Below are 24496 nucleotides of genomic sequence, written 5' to 3' on the forward strand. Positions count from 1 at the left end.
CAAAATTATAAAAAAGATATGAATTTATTCTTGTGTTTCTAATGAATTTTCTTTGTCTGGATCTTTATCAGTGTTTTCTTCCTCTTTTGAATCTTTTTTTATAGGCACTTTAGCATCATCAAAAGGGTTTTTCCCAAAAATTGTTTCTAAATCTTTTTTAAAGATTACTTCTTTTTCAAGCAATAATTCAGCTAAAGTTGTAAGTTTATCTTTGTTATCTGCCAAAATTTGAATAGCTCTTTTATATTGTTCTTCAATAATTTTTGAAATTTCTTTATCAATTACTTGTGCAGTTTCTTCACTATAAGGTTTAGTGAAGTTGTATTCAGATTGCCCTGAAGAGTCATAATAGGTAATGTTACCTATTTTATCATTTAAACCGTATACAGTAACCATGGCTTTTGCTTGTCTGGTTACTTTTTCTAGGTCATTAAGGGCACCTGTAGATATTTTATCAAATATTAGTTTTTCAGCGGCTCTACCTGCTAAAGTTGCACACATTTCATCTAACATTTGCTCAGCCTGTACAATTTGGCGTTCTTCTGGTAAATACCAAGCAGCACCTAATGATTGCCCTCTAGGAACAATAGTAACCTTTACAAGAGGAGCTGCATGTTCTAGCATCCAACTTGCAGTTGCATGACCAGCTTCGTGGAAAGCAATTGTTTTCTTTTCTTTAGGAGAAATTATCTTATTCTTCTTTTCAAGTCCCCCTACAATTCTGTCAACAGCATCTAAAAAATCTTGATGATGTACCGATTTTTTACTTTTTCTTGCAGCAATTAATGCGGCTTCATTACACAAGTTTGCAATGTCAGCACCAGAAAAACCAGGAGTTTGTTGTGATAGAAATTCAACATCAACATCTTTATTGAGCTTTAATGGTTTAAGGTGTACTTTAAAGATTTCAGCTCTTTCTGTTAAATTAGGAAGATCTACATAAATTTGACGGTCAAAACGACCCGCACGTAATAATGCTTTATCCAATACATCGGCACGGTTGGTTGCAGCAATAACAATTACATTAGTGTCAGTCCCAAAACCATCCATTTCTGTTAATAACTGGTTTAAAGTATTTTCACGTTCATCATTTCCTCCTGTAATATTATTTTTACCTCTAGATCTACCAACGGCATCAATTTCATCAATAAAAATAATTGATGGTGCTTTTTGTTGTGCTTGTTTAAATAAATCACGTACACGTGAAGCTCCAACACCTACAAACATTTCAACAAAATCTGATCCAGAAAGAGAGAAAAACGGCACGTTTGCTTCACCAGCAACCGCTTTTGCTAATAATGTTTTTCCAGTACCTGGAGGGCCTACTAATAGTGCCCCTTTTGGAATTTTTCCTCCTAGTGATGTGTATTTGTCTGGGCTTTTTAGAAAATCTACAATTTCTTGAATCTCTTCTTTAGCTCCTTCTAATCCAGCAACGTCTTTAAATGAAGTTTTAACCTTTTGATCTTGATCAAATAATTTGGCTTTTGATTTTCCAATACTAAATATTTGTCCACCACCACCAGAACCACCACCAGACATTCTTTTCATGAAATATATCCATAAACCAATTAAGAAGATAAAAGGTAAATACATAAATATTTGGTCTATAATATTTGTTCTTTCTTCATTTTTAACATCAAAATCTAGTTCGTAAGTTTTCTTATCCGCACTTAATTCTTTTTCGAAGTTTTGTAAATCTCCAAACGAATAAGTATACATTGGTGAATTAGCAGAATAAAGCGATCCTTTATTTTTTTTATGTTTTTCTTTTTCTGATGCTTCACTCTTAATATAAATATGTGCAATACTTCTATTTTCAATAATTATTTTAGCTATATCATTTTCGGAAAGAATAGATTTAAACTCATTTTGACTTAAGCTTTTTGAGCCTAAATTTCCACTGTTTAAAAACTGATATCCAATAAATAAAACAAAAATTGCACCATAAATCCAGTAAAAATTGAACTTAGGTGTTTTTATATTGTTTTTCTTTGGTGTATTTTTTTTATCTTGATTCATCTATTTTTTTGATTTCAATAATTGAGTAAAAATTTAATTTGCTTATGATATAGTTGTGATTTTTGCATCACCCCAAAGGCTTTCAATATCATAATACTCACGTACATGTTTTTGAAATATATGAACTACAATATTTACATAGTCTAATAATATCCATTCTGCATTGCCTTCACCTTCAACATGCCAAGGTTTTTCTTTAATTACTTTACTTACCTGTTTTTGTACAAAACCAGAAATAGCATTTACATGGGTATTTGAGGTTCCTGTACAAATTATAAAATAATCACAGACAGTATTTTCAATTTCTCTCAAATCTAAAATTTGAATATCTACACCTTTAACCTCATCTATAGCCTTTAAAATTGCAGCTATAGAGTCGTCTGCGCTTATATTTTTTTTTGTCATTAATTTTTTTTTAATTTGTTACAAAGTTATTATTTTTTTATAATAATTTGAATTTTATTAAAATTATCATTTTCTACATGAATATAATCAAACTTAATGCCATTGATTCTACAAATTCTTACTTAAAGAGACTTGCCAATAAAACTACAATTGATAGTTATACTGTTGTTGTAGCAAAACATCAAACAGAAGGTAGAGGTCAACTTGGATCAAAATGGGTTTCTGATGGTGGTAAAAACCTAACATTTAGCGTGTTAGTTAATTTTAATAACTTTAAAATTGAGCATCAATTTTATTTAAGTATGGCAGTTTCTTTAGGTGTTTTAGACGCTGTTAATAATGCTATTAAAATACAGTGTTTTGTTAAATGGCCAAACGACATTTTGGCAGGTAAAGACAAAGTTGCGGGTATTTTAATTGAAAATGTTTTGAGAGGTGAAGCCATTAAGTATTCTATAATTGGAGTTGGGTTAAATGTAAATCAAAAAAAATTTCCAAAGAGCATTGGAAATGTTACTTCATTGAACAATATTTCTGATACTAATTTTAATATAGATGAGTTATTAAAAAATATCATAACTAATATTCAATTTTATATTGATGATATTGAAAGAGCAGAATTTAAAAAAATTAAACAATTATATATAGCTTCACTTTATAAATACAATAAACCAGTTATGTTTGAAGACTATGAACACGCTATTTTTTTAGGGAAAATTATTGATATTTCAGAAGAAGGAAAATTAATAATTGAATTAGAAAATGAAAAAACTCGCAAATTTAGTTTGAAAGAAATTAAATTTGCGAGTCGTATAAAATAAGTTGAATTCTTATAATTTTTCAGCTTTCTCAGTTAAAGTGTCTATAAATTTTTGAAGAGGTTTTTTTACCATCATTGCCATCATTGGGTTAAAATCACCGTTAAATAATAATTGTGTTTCACAACTATGTTCTGAAACAGTGTTTATGACTGCAGTTAAGGTGAATTTTAATTTACTACTTGCAGCACCTAAAATAATTTTATCAAATTCTTGTTTTTCTTTTACAACCAATCTTATTTCAGGCATTCCTTTTAAACTAAAAATAAAAGAATCACCTTCAACCTCAAATTTTTCAGTATTCTCAGGCATTAATTGCTTGAAATTTTGAAGATTACTCAAAAATTCAAAAAAATCTTTTTGAGATTTATTTATAATTGTTTTTTTACTTTCTAGGTTCATAATTTGTAATTTATTGTTTCCACTCACTTGGATTTTCTCTCCATTGTTTAAGTGTTTTTAATTCATTTTCTGAAATATAATTACTATCAAGAGACTGCTCTAATAAATGATTATAATCGCTTAATGTATTTAACTTAACATTTGCATCTTCAAAGTTTTTTGAAGCAACATTAAAGCCATAAGAAAATATGGCAACCATTCCTTTTACATTCGCTCCTTCAATATCTTTCAATGCTTTTATGGCATTTAAACTACTTTTACCGGTGCTAATTAAATCTTCAACAACAACAATGTTCTTATTTTTTTCAAGTAAACCTTCCACTTGGTTTTTTCTTCCATGTTTTTTAGGCTCAGGTCTTACATAAATAAAGGGGATATTTAATTTTTGAGCTACTAACACACCAATAGCAATAGCACCTGTTGCTACACCGGCAATTACATCGGGCTTACCATATTCTTGTTCAATAATTTTAGCTAAATTTTCACTTAAATAATTTCTTATTTCAGGAAAAGAAAGTGTAATTCTATTATCACAATAAATTGGTGATTTCCAACCTGAAGCCCAAGTAAAAGGGTCATTAGGTCGTAATTTAATTGCTTTTATTTGCAATAATAATTCAGCCGTTTTTTTTGCAGTATCTTTGTTCATAACCATAATGCAAATGTATAAAGTTTTTGTGAATGACTGTTCAATTATTTTGACAGATACCAAGAAGATTTCAACAGAACTTGAAATTAAAAAATTTGAGAGGAATACTATATCACAAATTGTAGAGTCTATTTTTAAAGGAGAATTGAAAGGTGTTTGTTTGTATTGTACTAACTTAGAAGTATGTTGGCAACAGTTTATGAGTAAATTTAAAATTCAAAAAGCTGCTGGAGGGAAGGTTTTAAACTCTAAAAAAGAAGTACTTTTTATTTATCGTTTAGGAAAATGGGATTTACCAAAAGGTAAATTAGAAAAAGGAGAATCTTTAAAAAATTGTGCTATTAGAGAAGTGGAAGAAGAATGTGGAATATCTAATTTACATATTGAAAAACAACTAGAAACTACGTATCATATATTTGAAAGAAATGGTAAAACTATTTTAAAAATTACTTACTGGTTTTTAATGAAGTCAGGTTTCACAGGAAAACTAATTCCTCAAACAGAAGAAGATATAGAAATAGCCGTTTTTAAAAATAATATTGGAGTAAAAGAAGCACTACAAAATACATACGAAAATATTAAGTTGCTATTTTAAGAATTCCAAATAATCATAAATTTTATTTTCAAATATTTACACTATATTTGCCGCTTTTTACAAATAACTACCTATGACTGAATTTATTGAAAAGCGCGTTTCAAATATAAGAAATGAAATATTTTCTGGAGTAACTGTAGCTTTAGCTTTGGTGCCTGAAGCTGTAGCTTTCGCATTTGTCGCGGGTGTTGATCCATTAGTTGGTTTATATGCTGCGTTTATGGTTGGCTTAATCACTTCAATTTTTGGAGGAAGACCAGGAATGATTTCAGGAGCAACTGGAGCTTTAGCAGTTGTAATGGTTACTTTGGTAGCTAAAGGAAATGAAATGGGAAACCCTGATGAAAATTTAGGGTTATACTATTTATTTGCTACTGTAATTTTAATGGGTATTATTCAAGTATTAGCAGGTTTATTAAAACTCGGAAAATTTGTTCGTTTAATTCCACATTCTGTCATGATGGGGTTTGTAAATGGTTTAGCGATTGTTATTTTTCTTTCACAATTAGGAATGTTTAAAAAAACTATGGGTGATAAAAAAGTATGGTTACAAGGAAATCAATTGTATTTAATGGTTGGGTTGGTTGCTTTAACGATGCTAATAATGTGGGGTTTACCAAAAATTAAACAACTACAAAAATTACCAGAAGCCTTAATTGCTATTTTAGTGGTAAGTATGTTAGCTATTTTATTAAAATTTGATGTAGCAACAGTTGGTTCATTTATTAAAGATGGTGGCGGTGAAGGTTTAAAAGGTAGTTTGCCAACATTAAATTTAGAAACTTTTTCAAAAGTACCATTTACATTAGGTTCTATAATATTTATTTTGCCGTACGCATTAATATTAGCTGCAATTGGGTTAATAGAATCGTTAATGACCTTGAATTTAATTGACGATTTAACTGAAACTCGTGGAAATGGAAATAGAGAATGTGTAGCGCAAGGAAGTGCTAATATTGTTACAGGTTTGTTTGGTGGAATGGGAGGATGCGCCATGATTGGTCAATCAATTATTAATATTAAAGGAGGAGCAAGAGGAAGACTCTCAGGAATTGTAGCAGCTGTGTTACTTTTAATATTCATTTTATTTGGTTCAAGTTATATAGAACAAGTTCCAATTGCAGCGCTGGTAGGAGTCATGTTTATGGTAGTTATAGGAACGTTTGCATGGAGTAGTTTTAGAATTCTGAATAAAATACCTAAAACCGATTTATTTGTTCTAGTTTTAGTTTCAGCTTTAACAGTAATTTTTGATTTAGCAATAGCTGTAGTTTCTGGTGTTATTGTTAGTGCGCTAGTATTCTCCTGGGAAAATGCCACTCGAATTAGAGCACGAAAATCTGTAAAGGAAAATGGAACTAAAGTGTATGAAATTTGGGGACCTTTATTCTTTGGTTCAATTATAACTTTTAATGATAAGTTTGATGTTAAAAATGATCCGGAAAATGTAGAAATAGATTTTATGGAATCTAGGATTAGCGATCATTCAGCATTGGAAGCAATTTTTAATATTGTTGAAAAATATGAAACAGCTGGTAAAACAATTCATTTAAAGCATTTAAGCGAGGAATGTAAAGTGCTTTTATTTAAATCGAACACAAGATTTCATGAGGTAATTATTAATGATATTGATGATCCAAGATATCATATTGCTGAAAATCCAGAAAAATTTAATTAGTATTTTTCAAGAAAGAAATCCAATCAGATGTTGTGTTTAAATTTTTTATTACAGCAGCATCATTTACACTAATTGTTGTAATTTCAATAGATTGTAATTTCATTATTTGGAAATCAAGCCTAGCTTCTTCATTACTAGGATTTAAGTGAATTAATTGTTTCCAAAACTTAGATTTCATTTTTATAGGATGACCATTTTTACCTTCATAATTAGGAATTACAACTATATTTTTTATTTCCATTATTTTTTGAAATTCTTCAGAATTTAATAGCGGAACATCTATGTGATTTAGTATTATGTTTTTTGAAGTATCAATTTTTTTTAAAATAGTTTGAAGGGTTGAAAATGAGCCTAATTCAGGATTTTTATTAATGATAACTTTAATTTTTAATTCCTGAAAATCAATAAAATTTGTAAGAGCATCTTCAAACCACGGAATTGCATTAAAATAATTTTTATAATTATAACCTAAACCAATATAAACTTCTGAAACTGGGGTTTTTGAAATATTGTTAAGTTGTTCTAAAATCCAAAATGTTTGATGGTATTTCAATAAACCTTTATCAACACCCATTCTTTTAGATTTTCCACCAGCTAACAATACAAAAACGGTATTATTTTTCATAATACACTTTCAACAATTCAGCAGCAATACTTATGGCAATTTCTTTTGGAGTATGACCACCAATATTTAAACCAACCGGACAATGAACAGGAGAAATACCAGCTTCAAAATTTAATTCATTTTTAAGCATATTATTAAATTTATTTTTTTTGGTTTTACTTCCAATTAAGCCAATATACTTTGTTTTAGAATACAAAGCTAAAGCAGTTATTTCAAAATCTAATTTATGGTCATGCGTCATAATTACCACATAACAATTTTCACCCCAATTAACATGTTGTTTGTACAACTCAAAGTTAATATTAGAAAAGGTGGTGCTTTTATCAATATCAATTTGATTTTTCCAGTTTTTACGAGTATCAAGTAGGGTGATATTAAATGGAGTGTCTTTTAAAATATGACAAATTTCTACGCCAATATGTCCGGCGCCAAACAAAAATAATTCAGGAGTTTGATTCATAGGTTCAATAATTAATTCTACTTTACCTCCACAACATTGTTCAAATGCGGGGCCTAAAGTGTATGAGAATTCTTTTATACTATTTTCGTTAATTGCAATTACAGCTTCATCAATTACTTGAAATTCTAATTTTCCACCGCCAATAGTTCCAAAAATTTCCTTTTGTTTGGTAACAATCATTTTTGAAGCTAATTTACAAGGTGCAGAACCTAAAACTTTTGTAATAGTCACTAATGCAATAGGCTGTTTTTTAGATTTAAAATCGTGTAATAATTCAATCCAATTATTCATAAAATTCTATGCTAAATTATAATCAGATAAAGGTAAATTATAATATCTTTTTCCTGTTAATTTATGAATTGCATTTACAATTGCTGGAGCAATTACAGGAACGCCAGGTTCGCCAACACCAGTAGGTCTTTCAGTACTTTCAATTATTTCAACATGAATATTAGGTGTTTCATTTATTCGAACCATAGGATAATTATTATAATTACTTTGTTCAATTGTACCATTTTTTGTAGAGATTTTTCCATAAAAAGCTAATGACATTCCAAAAATTGCAGCACCTTCTAGCTGAGATTTGACAGTATTTCTATTTACTACTGTTCCACAATCTATCGCTGTAAATATAGTATGAACTTTAACTTTGTTATTTTCAATAGAAACTTCTATAACAGAAGCTACATAAGAGTAAAAACTGTAATGAACAGCTAAACCATACGCATGACCTTTAGGAAGTTTTTTTCCCCATTCGGCGTTTTTAGCTGCAATTTTCAATACATTTTTAAGTCGAGCTGTATTGTATTTAATTTCATCTGGAGTATCTTCAATTCTATCTTTTCCAATTAAATTTAATCGAAATTCTAAAGGATCTTTTCCAGCAGCAAAGGCCAATTCATCAGCAAATACGTTTTCTGAAAATCCGTGAGGGATATTAATAACAGATCGCAACCAACCAATTCTAACATGAGCAGGTGCTTTCCCAACTTCAACTTTTATATTTTTTATATCAAAAGGAATGTTTGTTGCACTTGAAATTTCAAAACCAGCAGCATAATCTACTCCAGGCATAAACGTAGAGGTAATTGAAGGCAAGGCAAATCGATGTAACCAACCTGTAACATTTCCATTTTTATCTAATGAAGCTTTTAAATATTGGGCACTTATAGTATGGTAATATCCATGTTTAATATCATCTTCACGAGTCCATACTACTTGCACAGGAGCATTGATTGCTTTTGAAACAATTACAGCTTCCACAATATAATCTGGTTTTGATTTTCGGCCAAATCCACCACCTAACAAAGTTACGTTTATAGTTACTTTTTCTTCTGAAGTTTTTAAATAATCAACCACTTCTTTTCGAGCTGTTTGAGGAGCTTGTGTTGGAGCCCACACTTCACAACTATCTCCTTGTACCCAAGCAACAGCATTTGGAACTTCCATTGGAGCGTGAGATAAATGAGGTAATTGAAAAGTGCTTTCTACAATTTTATCGGCATTTTTAAAAGCTTTATTTACATTTCCGGTATCTTTTCCAACTTTTCCCTGTTTGTGAACGTTTTTAGTAATTTGAATCATGTATTTTTCTGAATCATAACTTTCATTATCACCATAATTCCATTCAATTTTTAAAGCTTCTTTTCCTTTAAAAGCAGCCCAAGTGTTTGAAGCAATAACAGCAACACCACCCAGTGCTCCGAAAGGTCTTTCAATTCTAGGAATTTCTATTACATCTTCAACTCCAGCTATTTTTAAGGCTTCCGTTTTATCAAATGATTTTACCGTTCCAAAAGTAACAGGACAACGTGCAATTGCAACAAATTTCATGTTGGGAATTCGTTTATCTAACCCATAAACTGCACTTCCGTTCGAATATTCTTCAGCATCAACACTACGTAAATGTTTTCCAATGTATTTAAAATCTTTCGGATTTTTTAGTTGTACATCAGTAGGAATTTCTAATGTTTTTGCTATTTCAACTAAATCGCCAAAAGCTATTTTTTTACTGCTTGAATGGATTACAAAATGATTTTCAGCAGTGCATTCAGATGCTGGTACTTGCCATTTTTGAGCAGCGGCAGCAATTAATATCGCTCTAGCCTTAGCGCCCATTTGGCGCATTGTTTCATATAGATAACGAACACTACGAGAACCATCCGTATTTTGATCGCCATATTTTGCGTCTCCAGTTGCCTGTTTTACAATTACTTTATTCCAATCTGCATCCATTTCATCAGCAATTACCGATGTTAATGAAGTTCTAACGCCATTTCCCATCTCAGAGCGTGAAGCAATTAAAATTAAACTTCCGTCAGAATTTAATTGTACAAAAAGATTTGGATTAAAACCTCCTAAATTTTTTAGTTCTCCCTTTTCTTTGTCTGAAAAGATGGAAGTATTACAAGCTAAAATTAAACCACCTGAAGCTAAACCAATACTTCTAACAAAAGTTCTACGACTTATATTTTTTATAAGATTCATAATTAGTTTTGGTTTTTAAGTTCAACAGTTCTATGTATCGCTTTTTTAATGCGTTGGTAAGTACCACATCTGCAAATATTACCAATCATAGCTTCATCAATATCTTTTTCAGTAGGGTTATCATTTTTATTTAGCAAAGCCGCCGCCGCAATTAATTGACCTGGCTGACAAAATCCACATTGTGCCACATTTAATTCAACCCAAGATTTTTGTAGCAATTGTAAGTTTTCAAATTCTCCTTCAATAGTTAAAATATCTTTTCCTTCAGCAGCTGAAACAGGAATCATGCACGATTGTACAGGTGAGTTATCCATAAGTACTTTACATGAACCGCATACACCAATTCCACATCCGTATTTTGTACCAGTGAGTCCAATAATGTCTCTAATTGCCCAAAGTAAAGGCATGTCTGGAGCAACATTAATAGTATGTTTTTCTCCATTTATACGAAGTGTAATCATAAATTTTTAGTAGTTGTTAGTTTAGATGAACAATTTAAGAATTATTTTATAAATCATTTTAGAGGATTTTGTTTAATTGTAAATTAACAAATCTTAAATTAAACTTGTTGTTTCAATTACATCTCCAGGCTGCATAGTTGAAAGTTGAATATTTCCAATTCTAATGCGTACTAATCTAAGTGTTGGAAAACCAACAACGGCAGTCATTTTACGTACTTGTCTAAATTTGCCTTCTCTTAATGTAATTGATATCCAACTTGTTGGACCGTGTCGTTCATCTCTTATTTTTTTTGCTCTTTCAGGTAATTTAGGTATTCCACTTAACTTTTTTACGATGCAATTTTTTGTAAAATATTTTCCAGTTTCAGTACTAATTTCTACACCATTTTTTAAGTTTTTAATAGCTTCTGAAGTAATTTTCCCATCAACCTGAGCGTAATATTCCTTTTCAATTTTAGTACTTCTAATAAATTCACTAGTTTTTCCGTTTGTAGTCAATAATAATAATCCTTCTGAAGTTTCATCTAAACGTCCAATTGCCATCGTATTTTTAGGAAAATTGAATAACTCACCCAACATTTTCTTGTTTTTCCGTTTTGTTTGATTATTTACAAACTGACTTAAATAACCATGTGGTTTAAAAATAATAAAATGCTGATGTTGTTTTTGATGATTAGTATTTTCCATTTAAAATAGCATAAACTAATTCTTTGGTAAGTGTTTTTCCTACTGCTCTTTTTCGTATTTCATCAAAACTGAAAATAAAATCGCAGCCATTTTTATAATCACTACAACCATAAGCTGTTTTTCCTTTTAAAATAGTTCCTTTTTTACATTTAGGACACATTAATGTATCAGGTATTGTTTTTTCTGAAGTATTCTTTTCTTCTAATTTTAAGTTGAAATCTTCATCAAATCGAACCAAACCCTCAACTTTACCATTTTCAGATTTAAAGCCTTTTAAATTTACGGTACATCCTTTTTGCAACAAACGTATGTATTGATTTTCTGATATTTTTTTATCTAAAAAGCTAAAAGGCAATCTAAAAGTACAACCATTTTTATAGTTGCTACAACCAAAAGCTGTTTTTCCTTTTATAATGGTTCCTTTATTACATTTTGGACATTTTTCTGAGAAAATATTAGCTTTTTTAGTTGCTGTTTTTACCAATGAAGATTTTGTTTGATTTGTATTTGTTACTGCTGAAATATTGGCTCTCACAGTTTCAGAACGAACTTCATACACCAAATCATCTACCATTTTTTTCATGTTTTTTATGAACGTTCCTGCATTATAATTTCCTTTTTCAATTTCTTTTAATTGTTTTTCCCAAAGACCCGTTAATTCAGCCGATTTCAATAATTTATTTTGAATGATGTCAATTAATTGAATACCAGTTTGAGTTGGTAAAAGTTGCTTTTTTTTACGCTCTATATATTTACGTTTAAAAAGTGTTTCAATAATATTAGCACGTGTAGAAGGCCGCCCAATACCGTTTTCTTTCATTAATTCCCTCATTTCATCATCATCCACTTGCTTTCCGGCAGTTTCCATTGCACGTAAAAGTGTTGCTTCTGAAAATTGGTTTGGTGGCTTGGTTTCTTTTTCTAAAAAAGATGGAATATGTGCACCTTTTTCACCTTTTATAAAAGTTGGTAAAATGCCTATTGCTGTTTTTTCTTCAGATTTAGAAGATTCGAAAATAATTCGCCAGCCTTTTTCTAAAATTTCTTTGCCTGTAGTTTTAAAAGTCACATCGTTAGCTTTTCCAATTACCGAAGTGTTTGAAACTTTACAATCATCATAAAAAACAGCAATAAAACGTTTTGTAATGATATTATACACTTGTTGTTGATTGTACTGTAAGTTAATTTGTACACCCGTTGGAATAATTGCGTGGTGATCGGTTACTTTTTTATCGTTAAAAACTTTGCTTGATTTTTTTATTTTTTTAGTGAGTAAAGGTTGAGTTAACTTACTGTAATTTGTTAAGTTTTTTAATATTCCTGCTACTTTTGGATATACATCGTTAGGTAAAAAAGTAGTATCAACTCTAGGATAGGTAACTGCTTTTTGTTCGTATAATTTCTGAACTATTTTCAATGTTTCATCTGCTGAAAACCCAAATTTGTTATTGCAATATACTTGTAAACCAGTTAAATCGAATAATTTTGGAGCATAATCTTTACCTGCTTTTTTGGTTACAGAAACAATTTCAAAATCACTTTCTTTTACTTTTTTTGCAAAAATCTCACCTTCTTCTTTTTTTAAAAAACGACCTTCTTCACAATTAAAAAGAGTTTCTCTGTACAATGTTTGTAACTCCCAATAAGGTTGAGGTTTAAAATTTGCAATTTCTTTAAACCTGTTTACCAACATTGCCAATGTTGGAGTTTGCACTCTTCCAACCGATAATAATTGTTTAAAACCACCGTGTTTTACAGTGTATAATCTTGTGGCATTCATTCCCAATAACCAATCTCCAATTGCTCTTGAAAACCCTGCGTAGTATAAATTATCGTAATCTTCAGAAGGTTTTAAATTTTGAAATCCTTCTTTTATAGCTTCCGTAGTTAATGAAGAGATCCACAGTCGCTGTACTTCACCTTTATATTCAGCTTGATTAATAACCCAGCGCTGAATTAATTCTCCTTCTTGCCCTGCATCACCACAATTTATAATAATATCGGCTTTATCAAATAAACTTTTAACAATATTAAATTGTTTTTGAATCCCATCATTAGAAACAACTTTGGTTTGAAATTTTTCAGGAAGCATAGGTAAATTATTCAAATCCCAGCTTTTCCAATGAGGTTTATAATCATTAGGCTCAAATAAAGTGCATAAATGCCCAAAAGTATAGGTAACTGCGTAACCATTGCCTTCATAGTAACCATCACGTTTTGTGTTTGCTCCCAATACAGTAGCAATTTCACGAGCAACACTTGGTTTTTCGGCAATACATACTTTCATAATATTATTAATTTTGAAGTCTGCAAAATACGGAAATTTGACTTAAATATTAGGAAAGTACTTTTATTTATAATAGTCTTAATAAATGAAAATAATGTAGTTGAAGTTATTGTTAAGATTTATTGTTTAGCAGGAAATTGTTTAAATAATTATAACTAGAAGCTTTGGGCAATATATTTAGTATATATTTAACGAAAATATTTGTAAACGAAATTTATTTTTGATTCAAAAAACAACTTATAATTAATGAAGTCATTTACAATTCAAGAAATTAATGCAATTTTAAAAGGGGAATTATTAGGGAATACCAATCAAAAGATAAAAGGCCCTGAAGAATTACAAAAAGCAACCTCAAATCAAATTAGTTTTATAGGGAACCAAAAATATATTCATTTATGGAAAACATCTAATGCTTGTGCAGCTATAGTGAATGAAAATTTAAATATTGAGCCCGAAGAAAATCGCGCTTTAATAAAGGTTAACAATGCCGATTTAGCAATGGCAAAAATATTAGAATTATTTAACCCTAGTTCACCAAAATTTGAAGTTGATATTCATTCTACGGCTGTTATACATAAATCGGCTATAATTGGTAAAGATTCTAAAATTGGTGCTAATTGCTATATTGGGAAAGATGTTGTAATAGGTGATGGTGCAGTTTTATATCCAAATGTTACCATTTTTGATGAAACAATAATAGGAAATAATACTATTATTTGGTCTGGCACTGTAATTCGTGAAAGATGTGAAATTGGAAGTTATTGTATTTTTCATACCAATGTTAGTATTGGCGCTGATGGTTTTGGATACAGACCAAGTGATGATGGGAGAGGACTGGTTAAAATTCCTCAAATAGGAAATGTTGTAATTGGAAATTATGTTGAAATTGGCGCAAATTCTACAGTAGACCGTGCGAAATTTAGTTCCACAATAATTGGTGATGGTTGTAAAATAGATAATTTGGTTCAAATTGCACATAATTGCATTTTAGGACGTTCATGTATTATGGCGGGAAGTAGTGGTTTAGCAGGTTCTGTTACTTTAGGAGATGGCGTTATTATTGGAGGAAGCTCTTCAATAAAAGACCACCTTACCATTCATTCAGGTGCTGTTGTTGGTGGTGGTTCTGGTGTTATGAATGATGTTGCTGCAGGTAAAACAGTAGTAGGATATCCTGCGACAGATTCTAGAGATATGTTTAGACAATGGGTTGCATTGAGAAAATTAGCAAAAAGTTAATTTTAAACTTTAGTGTTTGGAATAGCAAATAAACGATGTTTCTAAAAAATAGTTTAGATTTAAGTAATTATAGTTGTAAGTGTAAATACGATTTAATCAATTATGAAAAAAGCTTTAAAAGAAATAAAACCAGGTGTTGGTTTAGGAGTTTTAAAATTTGGAATGATAAGAACTGAAGTTAAATTAATTTTAGGAGAACCGTCTTTTAAAGATAAATATTCTCATTCTGATAGTAATAATGATTTAACGGAATCTTGGGAATATGATGATTTAAAATTATCACTTAGTTTTGATGAAGAAGAATCTTGGAAACTAATTATGATGTCTGTAAATTCTGATTTTTATGAGTTTGAAGGGAAATCGTTGATTGGAAAATCTGAAAAAGATATTTTAACTTCTTTAAATATTGAGGATTCATCTTTAGAAGATGTTTCAGAACGTGATGGTGAAAATCATAAAGTAATTGAAATTGATGAAAAATCAATTAATTTTTGGTTTATAGATGGAGTGTTGGATGAAATTCAATGGTCGCCTTTATTTATTGATGATGATACTATTAATTGGCCAGAATAATTTTTAAAATTTAAGACAATGGATATGAAGGATAACCATATTAATTATATTGAATTGAAGTCAAAAGATATTGAAAAAACGAAAGATTTTTTTAGCAATGCATTCCATTGGAAATTTACTGATTATGGATCTACGTATGTTTCTTTTTCTGAAAGTGGACTTAAAGGAGGGTTTGAACTAACAAACGATAAAATTGTAAATGGAGCTTTAATTGTTTTGTATTATAAAAACCTAGAAGAAATAAAAGATAGCATTGTAAAATTTGGTGGTGAAATTTCAAAAGATATTTTCTTTTTTCCAGGAGGTCATAGATTTCACTTTACCGACCCTTCTGGAAATGAATTAGCAGTTTGGTCTGATAATTAGAATTGTAAATTAATAAAAAGCCAATTAGTTCAATAATTTTATTGACTAATGGGCTTAATTTAAAGAAACAAATTATTTTATTAAAACAAATCTTTTAAAAGACTGTCATCAACCAAATTTGGTATCGTAACTTTTAAACTAGGTGTACGCTTCATTTCACGTTTAATAGCAAATAAGGCTTCATTATTTCTAGCCCAGCTACGTCTGGCAATACCATTATTAACATCGTAAAAAAGCATGCTTTTTAAACGAGAATCAGCTTCTGGTGTACCATCTAATACCATTCCAAAACCTCCATTAATAACTTCTCCCCAGCCTACGCCACCACCATTGTGAATTGAGACCCAGGTTGCACCTCTAAAACTATCTCCAATTACATTTTGAATAGCCATATCTGCAGTAAATTTACTTCCATCATAAATATTTGACGTTTCTCTATATGGAGAATCTGTACCACTTACATCATGATGATCTCTACCAATAACAATAGGTCCTATTTTTTCTTCAGCAATTGCTTTGTTAAATGCTTCGGCAATTTTAGAACGTCCTTCAGCATCAGCATATAAAATACGTGCTTGTGAACCAACCACCATTTTATTTTTTTTTGCATCCTTTATCCAAGTAATATTATCCTGCATTTGCAATTGTATTTCTTTAGGAGAATTTTCCATAATTTCTTGTAGCACTCGCATTGCAATTTCATCGGTTTTATCTAAATCTTCGGGGTTTCCTGAAGTACAAACCCAACGGAATGGTCCAAATCCATAATCAAAACACATGGGGCCTAATATATCTTGCACATAAGATGAATATTTAAAATCTATGTTATTTTCAGCCATAATATCTGCACCAGCTCTAGATGCTTCCAAAAGAAAGGCATTTCCATAATCGAAAAAATAGGTTCCTTTGGCAGTATGATTGTTTATAGAAGCTGCTTGACGACGCAATGAAGCTTGTACTTTCTCTTTGAATAGTTTCGGTTCTTCTCTAATTAAACGATTTGATTCTTCGTAAGAAACATCAACAGGATAATATCCACCAGTCCAAGGAATATGTAATGATGTTTGATCAGAACCTACATGAACATATATTTCGTCTTTATCAAATCGTTCCCAAACATCTACAACATTTCCAATAAATGCAATTGAAACTACTTCTTTTAATTCTTGTGCTTTTTTTACACGTATCACTAATTCATCAATTGAATCAATTAATACATCAACCCAGCCTTGTTCAAAACGCTTTGTGGCAGCTTTTGGATTTACTTCAGCACAAATTGAAATACAACCAGCTATGTTTCCAGCTTTTGGTTGTGCTCCACTCATTCCACCTAAGCCAGAAGTTAAAAATACTTTTCCAGCAGGAGATTCCTCTTTTGATAATATTTTTCTGAAAGCATTCATTAGGGTAATTGTTGTTCCATGTACAATTCCCTGAGGGCCAATATACATAAAAGAGCCAGCTGTCATTTGTCCATATTGTGTGACTCCTAATGCATTAAATTTTTCCCAATCATCAGGCTTAGAATAGTTAGGAATCATCATTCCATTAGTAATAATTACTCTTGGAGCTTCTTTAGAAGAGGGAAATAACCCCATTGGATGTCCGGAGTACATATTCAAAGTTTGCTCTTCTGTCATTATGGACAAGTATTGCATTGTAATTAAATATTGTGCCCAATTTTGGAATACAGCACCATTTCCACCATAAGTAATAAGTTCTTCAGGATGTTGTGCTACAGCAGGATTTAAATTATTTTGTATCATTAACATAATAGCTGCTGCTTGTGTACACTTTGCAGGATAATCACTAATTGGTCTGGCAAATATTTTGTAATCTGGTTTAAATCTGTACATATAAATACGACCAAAATCTTTCAGTTCTTGTGCAAATTCTACAGCTAAAGTTTCATGCCATTTTTTAGGGAAATAACGAAGTGCGTTTCTAATAGCTAATTCTTTTTCATCATTAGATAAAATATCTTTCCTTTTTGGAGCTCTATTTACATCTTTTGCAAGCTTTCTTTTAGCTGGTAATTCTGCCGGTATTCCTTGTTTTATTTGTTCTTGAAATGTCATATCTAATTTTTTATCTTACTTTAAAAGATTGATGTTCCACCAATTTAACCATATTATTTATATCATCTTTTAAAACTCTGTCTTCTTCTAATTTACTAACCTTATTTCTAATTATTTTGAAATTTTCTTCAATAATTTTTGAAAATTTATTAGGTCTTCTAAATTCCATTGCTTGTGCAGCATACATCAATTCTATAGCTAATATTTTTTCTAAATTACCTAATATTTGATTGAATTTCCGACTAGATATACTACCCATAGAAACATGGTCTTCTTGCCCAAGAGATGTTGGAATACTATCTGAAGAAGCAGGGAAACATAGAGATTTGTTTTCACTAACCAAAGCTGCTGTTGTGTATTGAGGAATCATAAAACCTGAATTTAGTCCACCGGCTTCTGTTAACAAACGAGGTAAACCATATTTACCTTCAATTAATAAATAGCTTCTTCTATCAGAAATATTTCCTAGCTCTGATGAAGCAAGAGCTCCATAATCAAGTGCCATTGCTAATGGTTGCCCGTGAAAATTACCACCAGAAATAGCTTCGGTTTCACTTAATACAATTGGGTTATCTGTTACAGAATTCATTTCAATTTTTGCTAGTTCATTTAAATGATAAAAGGCATTTCTTGAAGCACCATGAACTTGTGGAATACAACGCATTGAATATGGATCTTGCACACGTACGCAAGTTTCATGTGATCTTATATTTTCAGATTCCTTCAGTAACATTCTCATACGTTCTGCTACTTTTAAATTACCTTTAAATGGGCGAATTTTGTGCAAAGCTTCTTTGAATGGAGAAGCACTTCCTTGGTAGCCTTCTAAACTCATAGCGCCTGCAACATCAGCTAAATCCAATAAATATTCCATTTTTTTTAATCCTATAATGGTGTGAGCTAAAATAAATTGTGTACCATTTATTAAGGCCAAACCTTCTTTTGCTTCTAATTGTAAATATTGAAGTTTGTTTTTAGCTAATATTTTTTTTGCAGAAACAATAGTATCTTTTTCCCAAAATTCACCTTCACCTAATAATGGTAAAAACAAATGTGATAATGGAGCTAAATCTCCTGAAGCTCCTACTGATCCTTGTTCAGGAACTACTGGGAGTAAATTATTTTCAATAAAAAATAGAATACGTTCAATAACTTTTAATCGAATACCTGAAAATCCTTGACATAAAGCGTGCACTTTACAAATCATCATTATTTTTGAAAGTTCCTTCTCAATCGGATTTCCAACACCAACAGCATGTGTAATAATTAAATTTTCTTGCAGTTTACTTGTTTCTTTAGGTGAAATTTGAACATCACATAATGGCCCAAAACCTGTGTTTATACCATAAACAGCTTTATTAGAATTAGCCATTTTTTCTACCTTTCTTCTGCATTCATTTACCTTTTCAATTGCTTCTGAAGTTATTTCTGCTTTTAAGGTTCCTTTAGAGATGCTTAAAACTTTATCAACCGTAAGTTGATCTATTCCGTATTTAAATGTCATTTTTAAAGTATCATTGATTTGTAACAAAGTTATTCTTATTTTTGATAACTAATAATACCAATTTTATTAATAATTGATAACTATGAGTAATCAAATAGCATTGAGGCATATAAATTATTTTCTAGCAGTTGCTGAAGATTTACATTTTAGAAAAGCAGCAGAACGCTTGTATATTTCACAACCCGGGCTAAGCAGGCAAATTAAACAAATGGAAGAGGATTTGGGAATTAAACTATTTGAACGAAATAATAGAAAGGTAAAATTAACCAAAACAGGAGAATATTTAAAAAATGAACTTTCTATACATTTAAAAAAATTAGACTATATTTTTGAGCATGCAAAATTATTAGATAAAGGGAAGTTTGGGAATTTAAAATTAGGTTATGTAGGTTCGGCAATGCAGAAAATTATCCCAGGTTTATTGCTGAATTTTAGAAATGAATATCCAGAGGTGTTGTTTAGTTTAACTGAAATGGATAATGATAAACAAATTGAAGGTTTGTTAGCACAAGATATTGATATGGGTTTTGTTAGGTTAGAAAGAGTGCCTAGAAGTTTAAACATTCTCCCAGTTTTAAAAGAACCATTTTGTTTAGTGTTGCCAAAAAATCACGTAATTAATAACCATAATTTTAATAGTTTAAAGCAATTAAAAGATGAGTCTTTTATTTTATTCGATTCTAACTATAGCGCTTCTTATTACGAAAAAGTAATGCAGATTTTTGATGATAGTGGATTTGTTCCATTGGTGTCGCATAATACAATTCATGCAAGTTCTATATATAAATTGGTAGAGAATAATTTTGGAATTTCAATTGTACCAAAATCTTTACAACAAAAAAATAATTTAAATATTAAGTTTATTGAATTAGATATGATTCCTCAGCGTACTGTTTTATCTGTTATTTGGGATAAAAACAATAGAAATCCTATGTTGACTACTATTTTAAGTTTAATGAACGGAATTAATATTTAATTATTCAATAGCATTTGAAATTTTGTTACCACCAAACAATAAAAAATGCATCAACCTCTCCATTAGAATATTTTAACCAGCATAATGGCGAAGTTTGATTTTGAATTAAGAGTTCAATTTTTGATGAAATTTGGTTATAAGTTTTCCAACTTGTTTGTACTTGAACTTTCTGTAACCAATTTATTTTTGTAGGAATGTGAAATTTGCAATTTTTAAATTCTATAAGTCTATCAAAAGAAATATAAAATCCTTTAATACATTCATTATTTATCAAATTAAAAGAAGATTTTTTTAAGTTGTAAGGAACAAATAATTGAGCTTTAAAATAAACTTGCTGTTCTATTTTTTTGGTATCAATTTGAAGTTTATCTAGATATGGTTTTGTTTGAGAACGAAAAATTAATGGTAATTGTTTTTCTTTCAACTTTGTTAGTTTTTTCACCAAACTATCTTTTCTATTTGGTCCAATCCAATGTTCTAATTCTGTATTTCCAACTGTTTCATCGTACAAGTAAAATTTATAAACAACTTCTAGATGAATTGGTGTTTTGTGTTGTTGAATAATAAAATCAATTTCTCCAACTGTAATTTTATTATGTTGTATTTGAACGTTTTCTGCTACTATTTTAATTGATGAAATTTTCTCAAGTTCATTTTTAACAAAGCGTTCTACACGTTTTCCTAAGCGAAGATTTTTTAAAATTGTAGCATTAAATTTTGAATATTTTTCTATAGGAATTTCTATTTGAGTTAAGCCAAAAACAACATCACTAATCCATAATTGCTGAGTGTTAAGAAACCCTTCATACTGTAGTTGAATATCTTTAGAATTTAAATCCATTTACATTTTACTAATCTAGAATTAGCTGTTGAAATTAATTATAAACTTTATAAATAGGCAATTTTAAATGTGCTAATTCATAATGTGGAGAGTTTTTATAAACAAAATCTAATTGTGCTCTAGGATTTTTTGCAAAATTTAAATCCATTAACATTTTAGAGTTTAAAGAATCTTTTATTGCTTCATTATTTATTAAAAAATCTTCCGCAATATCTTCAAAAACATACGCTGAATAACCTTCTTTTTGCTGAAGAATTGTATCGAAAAAATTCCAATTAAAAAATGAATCTGTTGCTTCGGCTTCTAAAGTTTCAAGTATATATCGCAAACCTTGTTGATTTACAGGGATGTAAATATCACCTCTTTGAAAATTTACTATTTTTTGAGTCGACTTTACTTCAGTATTATAATGCAAATAATGACCTTCATACGGTCTTGAACTTGTTTCGTAATTTTTAATATGCTGTTCATTAACAATAAATGAAGTATCCTTTTTAAGGATAGAATACTCAATGTTATTGTCATTTAATCGGGCTAAAATTTTCCACCAACCTTGCTTTATAATATATGCTTTTGGAATCTTAATTTCTTTTGAAGCTTTAAACTCATTGTAATATTTTATAGGTTTTATATAGGGTTTAGACTTATCGTAAAATAAACGTTTTCCATTAGTTACTTTACTATCAATAAAACTACTTTCGTAACCTTTAAATTGTAACGTAGTAAACGTATTTTTATCTAATTTATAAGCAATAGGATATGTTTTATGTTCCAAAATTTTTGAAATAGCATTTTTCCGAAGTTCTTTTATTTTTGTTCCATTTTTAATAGTGAATGCTATGATACTTTCCATAAAACTATATGTTTGTTCAACACGTTGTTTGTAAGGTTTTAGCATATGTGTTTCAATCATTAAACCTAACGTATTGAATAATGTTGTATAACCGCTTGAATAACGTGGAGAATCAAAAAATTGGCTAAATCCTTCTTCGGGAGTTTTACCCCAAACATTTACATAAGGCGTTATTGAGATATTCTTTTTTAGTAAAGACGCTTCAATAGCGGGTCTCATTTTAGTTTCAATAAATTCTCCTAAATCGTTACCTAATTTATTATGTTGAGTAAATAAGTGTGTAATTGCATATTGATAATTAGCTCCGTTACTTACGTGATTATCTACAAAAATATCGGGATTTACAGTATGAAAAATTTTAGCAAATGCACGTGCATTTTTAGTGTCAGCTTTAATAAAATCTCTATTTAAATCAAAATTCCTCGTATTTCCTCTAAAACCATACTCTTTTGGCCCACTTTGGTTGGTGCGTGTAGTGCTATTTCTATTTAAAGAACCCCCAACATTGTAAATTGGAATTACGGCTAAAATTATATTTTCTAACTGTTTTATTTTTTTTGAATCTTGAACAATATTACGTAAAAGTATCATTGTAGCATCTATCCCATCAGATTCTCCAGGGTGAATTCCATTATTTATTAAAATAATATTTTTAGAACTGTTTTTTATTTTGGAAAAATCGAATTCTTTTGCGCTGTTAAAAACGACTAAATGTAAAGGTAAACCACTGTCTGTTTCTCCCATTTTAATTAAGGAAATCTCAGGGTAAATAGCAGCTAAATTTTTATAATACTCAATTGTTTCTTGATAAGTTGCTGTTTCAGTTCTTGAGGATTTTTCAAATTTTGTAGTAAAATCAAACGTTGAATTTTTTGTTTGATTGGTACAAGAAAATAGAAGAACTAGAATTAGGCAGCTTATTTTTTTCATAAAACAGGTTTATTTTTGGAGTACACTTTTAGGTACAAAACCTTCAACGTTTCCACCATTTCTAAGAATATCGCGCACAATACTTGAGCTTATAAAGGACGTATCTGCCGAGGTTAATAGAAAAACAGTTTCTATTGTTGACATTTTTCTATTTGTTTGAGCAATTGCTTTTTCAAATTCAAAATCGGCAGGATTTCTTAAACCTCTTAAAATAAAATCGACATTAAATTTATTGCAAACATCAATAGTTAAACCTGTGTATGTTTCAACTTTTATTTTAGGTTCATTGCTATAATTTTCCTTAATAAATTTCACACGTTCTTCTAGCGTAAACATGTATTTTTTTTCAGTATTAATACCAATTGCAATAATTATTTCATCAAAAAGCGGTAATGCTCTATTAATAATATCAACGTGTCCTAATGTTATTGGATCAAACGACCCTGGAAAAATAGCTCTTTTCATTATTGTTTATTTAAAGCCATTTCAATGGCGTTATGAAAAAGTTCTTGTAAATTGATACCTGCTTCAGCAGCTTGTTGTGGAATTAAACTTTCATTTGTTAAACCGGGTACCATATTTATTTCTAAAAAGTGAGGCTCATTATTTACTAAAATATATTCAGCTCTTGAAAAACCACTTAAATTTAGAATTTTATATACCTTTTTAGCTGTTTTCTCTAATTTTTTATGAATTTTATCAGAAATTCTTGCAGGAGTTATTTCTTCAGATTTTCCTAAATATTTTGCTTCATAATCAAAAAAATCATTGTAAGTAACTATTTCAGTCATTGGTAATACTTTTACTTCATTTTTATAATTTAGAACACCAATTGTAATTTCTGGACCATCTAGAAATTCTTCAATTAAAATTTGTGAATCTTCTTTAAAAGCCTTTTCAATTGCTGGAATTATTTCTTTAGAAGTTTTAACCTTTGAAATTCCAAAGCTAGAGCCCGCATTGTTAGGTTTTACAAAACAAGGTAGCCCAACTTTTTCAATAATTTTTTCAACATTAATAAATTCATTTTTATCTAAGTAATATGAAGTTGCAGTTTTTATACCAGATTGTTTTACAATGCTTAATGTATCACGTTTATTGAATGTTAAAGCCATTTGGTAAAATGGAGCTGAAGTATGTTTTAAACCAATTAAATCGAAATAAGCTAAAATAGTTCCATCTTCACCAGGATGTCCGTGAATGGCGTTAAAAACACCATCGAAATTTATTTTCATACCATTTATTTCAGTAGAAAAATCGTGTTTGTTAATAGGAAACTCTTCATCATTTTCGTTAACAAGTACCCATTTATTTCTAAGAATATGAACTTTGTAAGTATTGTATAATTCTTTTGAAATATTTTGATAAACAATAGTTCCACTCTTTAAAGAGATATCAACTTCCGAAGAATAACCACCCATTATTATGGCAATATTTTTTCTCATTTTATGTTTATAGTTAAACCGTAATTACAAACTTACATATTTAATGTTTAAAGTTGTTGAGTACTTTTGAAAAAAACTATAATTCAATACTAAAACTACAATACTTGGTAGTTTG

23 protein-coding genes are annotated in these 24496 nt (G+C 29.8%); 7 read left to right on the forward strand and 16 right to left on the reverse strand.

All coding sequences use genetic code 11. The features are described 5' to 3' along the window. Positions 1-24: 24 nt before the first annotated feature. Together ftsH and rsfS are read right to left on the reverse strand one after the other, a co-directional pair. The gene (gene ftsH, locus QM495_RS04610) at positions 25-2022 is read right to left on the reverse strand and encodes an ATP-dependent zinc metalloprotease FtsH (protein WP_408670938.1); all 1998 of its coding nucleotides are present in this window, start codon (positions 2020-2022) and stop codon (positions 25-27) included. A 42-nt stretch (positions 2023-2064) separates the two neighbouring features. After that, a complete protein-coding gene (rsfS, locus tag QM495_RS04615) occupies positions 2065-2427 on the reverse strand; it encodes a ribosome silencing factor (RefSeq protein ID WP_408670939.1) in 363 nt (120 codons plus the stop codon). A 77-nt stretch (positions 2428-2504) separates the two neighbouring features. Here rsfS and QM495_RS04620 point away from each other — a divergent pair, with 77 nt between their 5' ends. Next, on the forward strand, positions 2505-3248 hold the full coding sequence (locus tag QM495_RS04620; protein WP_408670940.1) for a biotin--[acetyl-CoA-carboxylase] ligase: 744 nt from the start codon (positions 2505-2507) through the stop codon (positions 3246-3248). A 9-nt stretch (positions 3249-3257) separates the two neighbouring features. Here the strand turns inward: QM495_RS04620 and QM495_RS04625 are convergent, their stop codons facing one another. Then, entirely contained in the window at positions 3258-3647 is a 390-nt protein-coding gene (locus tag QM495_RS04625; protein ID WP_408670941.1) for an SRPBCC family protein, read from the reverse strand. 10 nt (positions 3648-3657) lie between these two features. Beyond that, complete coding sequence (gene pyrE / locus QM495_RS04630) at positions 3658-4302, reverse strand: orotate phosphoribosyltransferase (RefSeq protein WP_408670942.1); 645 nt, start codon at positions 4300-4302, stop codon at positions 3658-3660. A 7-nt stretch (positions 4303-4309) separates the two neighbouring features. Here pyrE and QM495_RS04635 point away from each other — a divergent pair, with 7 nt between their 5' ends. Beyond that, on the forward strand, positions 4310-4891 hold the full coding sequence (locus QM495_RS04635) for an NUDIX hydrolase (protein WP_408670943.1): 582 nt from the start codon (positions 4310-4312) through the stop codon (positions 4889-4891). Positions 4892-4964: 73 nt separating this feature from the next. Next, positions 4965-6569, forward strand: coding sequence for a SulP family inorganic anion transporter (locus QM495_RS04640; RefSeq protein ID WP_408670944.1), 1605 nt, complete (start codon positions 4965-4967; stop codon positions 6567-6569). Here the strand turns inward: QM495_RS04640 and QM495_RS04645 are convergent. The 6 genes from QM495_RS04645 to QM495_RS04670 form a co-directional block, all read right to left on the reverse strand. Then, positions 6562-7194 (reverse strand): NTP transferase domain-containing protein, encoded by a 633-nt coding sequence (locus tag QM495_RS04645; RefSeq protein ID WP_408670945.1) that lies wholly within the window; start codon positions 7192-7194, stop codon positions 6562-6564. The two genes, QM495_RS04640 and QM495_RS04645, sit on opposite strands and share 8 nt — an antisense overlap. Then, a complete protein-coding gene (xdhC, locus tag QM495_RS04650) occupies positions 7184-7945 on the reverse strand; it encodes a xanthine dehydrogenase accessory protein XdhC (RefSeq protein ID WP_408670946.1) in 762 nt (253 codons plus the stop codon). Before xdhC ends, QM495_RS04645 begins: the two co-directional genes overlap by 11 nt. Before the next feature lie 6 nt (positions 7946-7951). Then, positions 7952-10141 (reverse strand): molybdopterin cofactor-binding domain-containing protein, encoded by a 2190-nt coding sequence (locus QM495_RS04655; protein WP_408670947.1) that lies wholly within the window; start codon positions 10139-10141, stop codon positions 7952-7954. Positions 10142-10143: 2 nt separating this feature from the next. Then, positions 10144-10602, reverse strand: coding sequence for a (2Fe-2S)-binding protein (locus QM495_RS04660; protein ID WP_408670948.1), 459 nt, complete (start codon positions 10600-10602; stop codon positions 10144-10146). A 93-nt stretch (positions 10603-10695) separates the two neighbouring features. Continuing rightward, positions 10696-11289 carry a pseudouridine synthase gene (locus QM495_RS04665; protein ID WP_408670949.1) on the reverse strand — a complete coding sequence of 198 codons (594 nt, stop codon included), beginning with the start codon at positions 11287-11289 and terminating at the stop codon, positions 10696-10698. After that, positions 11276-13576 (reverse strand): DNA topoisomerase 3, encoded by a 2301-nt coding sequence (locus QM495_RS04670; RefSeq protein WP_408670950.1) that lies wholly within the window; start codon positions 13574-13576, stop codon positions 11276-11278. The genes QM495_RS04665 and QM495_RS04670 overlap by 14 nt, the downstream gene beginning before the upstream one ends. A 246-nt stretch (positions 13577-13822) precedes the next feature. On the opposite strand from QM495_RS04670, the gene lpxD reads away from it, so the two are divergent. The 3 genes from lpxD (at position 13823) to QM495_RS04685 (ending at position 15754) form a co-directional block, all read left to right on the forward strand. Further along, on the forward strand, positions 13823-14815 hold the full coding sequence (lpxD, locus tag QM495_RS04675; RefSeq protein WP_408670951.1) for a UDP-3-O-(3-hydroxymyristoyl)glucosamine N-acyltransferase: 993 nt from the start codon (positions 13823-13825) through the stop codon (positions 14813-14815). A 102-nt stretch (positions 14816-14917) separates the two neighbouring features. Further along, positions 14918-15388, forward strand: coding sequence for a hypothetical protein (locus tag QM495_RS04680; RefSeq protein ID WP_408670952.1), 471 nt, complete (start codon positions 14918-14920; stop codon positions 15386-15388). Between the two features lie 18 nt (positions 15389-15406). Continuing rightward, positions 15407-15754 carry a VOC family protein gene (locus QM495_RS04685; protein WP_408670953.1) on the forward strand — a complete coding sequence of 116 codons (348 nt, stop codon included), beginning with the start codon at positions 15407-15409 and terminating at the stop codon, positions 15752-15754. A gap of 80 nt (positions 15755-15834) precedes the next feature. Here the strand turns inward: QM495_RS04685 and QM495_RS04690 are convergent, their stop codons facing one another. Then, a complete protein-coding gene (locus QM495_RS04690; RefSeq protein WP_408670954.1) occupies positions 15835-17832 on the reverse strand; it encodes a urocanate hydratase in 1998 nt (665 codons plus the stop codon). A 10-nt stretch (positions 17833-17842) separates the two neighbouring features. After that, entirely contained in the window at positions 17843-19336 is a 1494-nt protein-coding gene (gene hutH / locus QM495_RS04695; RefSeq protein WP_408670955.1) for a histidine ammonia-lyase, read from the reverse strand. 82 nt (positions 19337-19418) lie between these two features. On the opposite strand from hutH, the gene QM495_RS04700 reads away from it, so the two are divergent. Continuing rightward, entirely contained in the window at positions 19419-20312 is an 894-nt protein-coding gene (locus tag QM495_RS04700) for a LysR family transcriptional regulator (RefSeq protein ID WP_408670956.1), read from the forward strand. Between the two features lie 25 nt (positions 20313-20337). Here the strand turns inward: QM495_RS04700 and QM495_RS04705 are convergent, their stop codons facing one another. The 4 genes from QM495_RS04705 to QM495_RS04720 are packed head-to-tail and all read right to left on the reverse strand — an operon-like array spanning position 20338 to position 24381. Continuing rightward, positions 20338-21153, reverse strand: coding sequence for a DUF1853 family protein (locus QM495_RS04705; protein WP_408670957.1), 816 nt, complete (start codon positions 21151-21153; stop codon positions 20338-20340). Between the two features lie 34 nt (positions 21154-21187). Beyond that, positions 21188-22936 carry a M14 family metallopeptidase gene (locus tag QM495_RS04710; protein WP_408670958.1) on the reverse strand — a complete coding sequence of 583 codons (1749 nt, stop codon included), beginning with the start codon at positions 22934-22936 and terminating at the stop codon, positions 21188-21190. A gap of 9 nt (positions 22937-22945) precedes the next feature. Further along, the gene (coaD, locus tag QM495_RS04715) at positions 22946-23401 is read right to left on the reverse strand and encodes a pantetheine-phosphate adenylyltransferase (protein WP_408670959.1); all 456 of its coding nucleotides are present in this window, start codon (positions 23399-23401) and stop codon (positions 22946-22948) included. Continuing rightward, positions 23401-24381, reverse strand: coding sequence for a D-alanine--D-alanine ligase (locus QM495_RS04720; protein ID WP_408670960.1), 981 nt, complete (start codon positions 24379-24381; stop codon positions 23401-23403). Before QM495_RS04720 ends, coaD begins: the two co-directional genes overlap by 1 nt. Between the last annotated feature and the right edge of the window lie 115 nt (positions 24382-24496).

The sequence above is a fragment of the Lutibacter sp. genome (assembly GCF_046055765.1).
GTDB lineage: Bacteria > Bacteroidota > Bacteroidia > Flavobacteriales > Flavobacteriaceae > Lutibacter.

Excerpts from the sequence above, each read along its gene's own strand:
- ftsH (WP_408670938.1), bottom strand. The coding sequence starts at position 2,022 with ATGAATCAAGATAAAAAAAATACACCAAAGAAAAACAATATAAAAACA.
- rsfS (WP_408670939.1), bottom strand. The coding sequence starts at position 2,427 with ATGACAAAAAAAAATATAAGCGCAGACGACTCTATAGCTGCAATTTTA.
- QM495_RS04620 (WP_408670940.1), top strand. The coding sequence starts at position 2,505 with ATGAATATAATCAAACTTAATGCCATTGATTCTACAAATTCTTACTTA.
- QM495_RS04625 (WP_408670941.1), bottom strand. The coding sequence starts at position 3,647 with ATGAACCTAGAAAGTAAAAAAACAATTATAAATAAATCTCAAAAAGAT.
- pyrE (WP_408670942.1), bottom strand. The coding sequence starts at position 4,302 with ATGGTTATGAACAAAGATACTGCAAAAAAAACGGCTGAATTATTATTG.
- QM495_RS04635 (WP_408670943.1), top strand. The coding sequence starts at position 4,310 with ATGTATAAAGTTTTTGTGAATGACTGTTCAATTATTTTGACAGATACC.
- QM495_RS04640 (WP_408670944.1), top strand. The coding sequence starts at position 4,965 with ATGACTGAATTTATTGAAAAGCGCGTTTCAAATATAAGAAATGAAATA.
- QM495_RS04645 (WP_408670945.1), bottom strand. The coding sequence starts at position 7,194 with ATGAAAAATAATACCGTTTTTGTATTGTTAGCTGGTGGAAAATCTAAA.
- xdhC (WP_408670946.1), bottom strand. The coding sequence starts at position 7,945 with ATGAATAATTGGATTGAATTATTACACGATTTTAAATCTAAAAAACAG.
- QM495_RS04655 (WP_408670947.1), bottom strand. The coding sequence starts at position 10,141 with ATGAATCTTATAAAAAATATAAGTCGTAGAACTTTTGTTAGAAGTATT.
- QM495_RS04660 (WP_408670948.1), bottom strand. The coding sequence starts at position 10,602 with ATGATTACACTTCGTATAAATGGAGAAAAACATACTATTAATGTTGCT.
- QM495_RS04665 (WP_408670949.1), bottom strand. The coding sequence starts at position 11,289 with ATGGAAAATACTAATCATCAAAAACAACATCAGCATTTTATTATTTTT.
- QM495_RS04670 (WP_408670950.1), bottom strand. The coding sequence starts at position 13,576 with ATGAAAGTATGTATTGCCGAAAAACCAAGTGTTGCTCGTGAAATTGCT.
- lpxD (WP_408670951.1), top strand. The coding sequence starts at position 13,823 with ATGAAGTCATTTACAATTCAAGAAATTAATGCAATTTTAAAAGGGGAA.
- QM495_RS04680 (WP_408670952.1), top strand. The coding sequence starts at position 14,918 with ATGAAAAAAGCTTTAAAAGAAATAAAACCAGGTGTTGGTTTAGGAGTT.
- QM495_RS04685 (WP_408670953.1), top strand. The coding sequence starts at position 15,407 with ATGGATATGAAGGATAACCATATTAATTATATTGAATTGAAGTCAAAA.
- QM495_RS04690 (WP_408670954.1), bottom strand. The coding sequence starts at position 17,832 with ATGACATTTCAAGAACAAATAAAACAAGGAATACCGGCAGAATTACCA.
- hutH (WP_408670955.1), bottom strand. The coding sequence starts at position 19,336 with ATGACATTTAAATACGGAATAGATCAACTTACGGTTGATAAAGTTTTA.
- QM495_RS04700 (WP_408670956.1), top strand. The coding sequence starts at position 19,419 with ATGAGTAATCAAATAGCATTGAGGCATATAAATTATTTTCTAGCAGTT.
- QM495_RS04705 (WP_408670957.1), bottom strand. The coding sequence starts at position 21,153 with ATGGATTTAAATTCTAAAGATATTCAACTACAGTATGAAGGGTTTCTT.
- QM495_RS04710 (WP_408670958.1), bottom strand. The coding sequence starts at position 22,936 with ATGAAAAAAATAAGCTGCCTAATTCTAGTTCTTCTATTTTCTTGTACC.
- coaD (WP_408670959.1), bottom strand. The coding sequence starts at position 23,401 with ATGAAAAGAGCTATTTTTCCAGGGTCGTTTGATCCAATAACATTAGGA.
- QM495_RS04720 (WP_408670960.1), bottom strand. The coding sequence starts at position 24,381 with ATGAGAAAAAATATTGCCATAATAATGGGTGGTTATTCTTCGGAAGTT.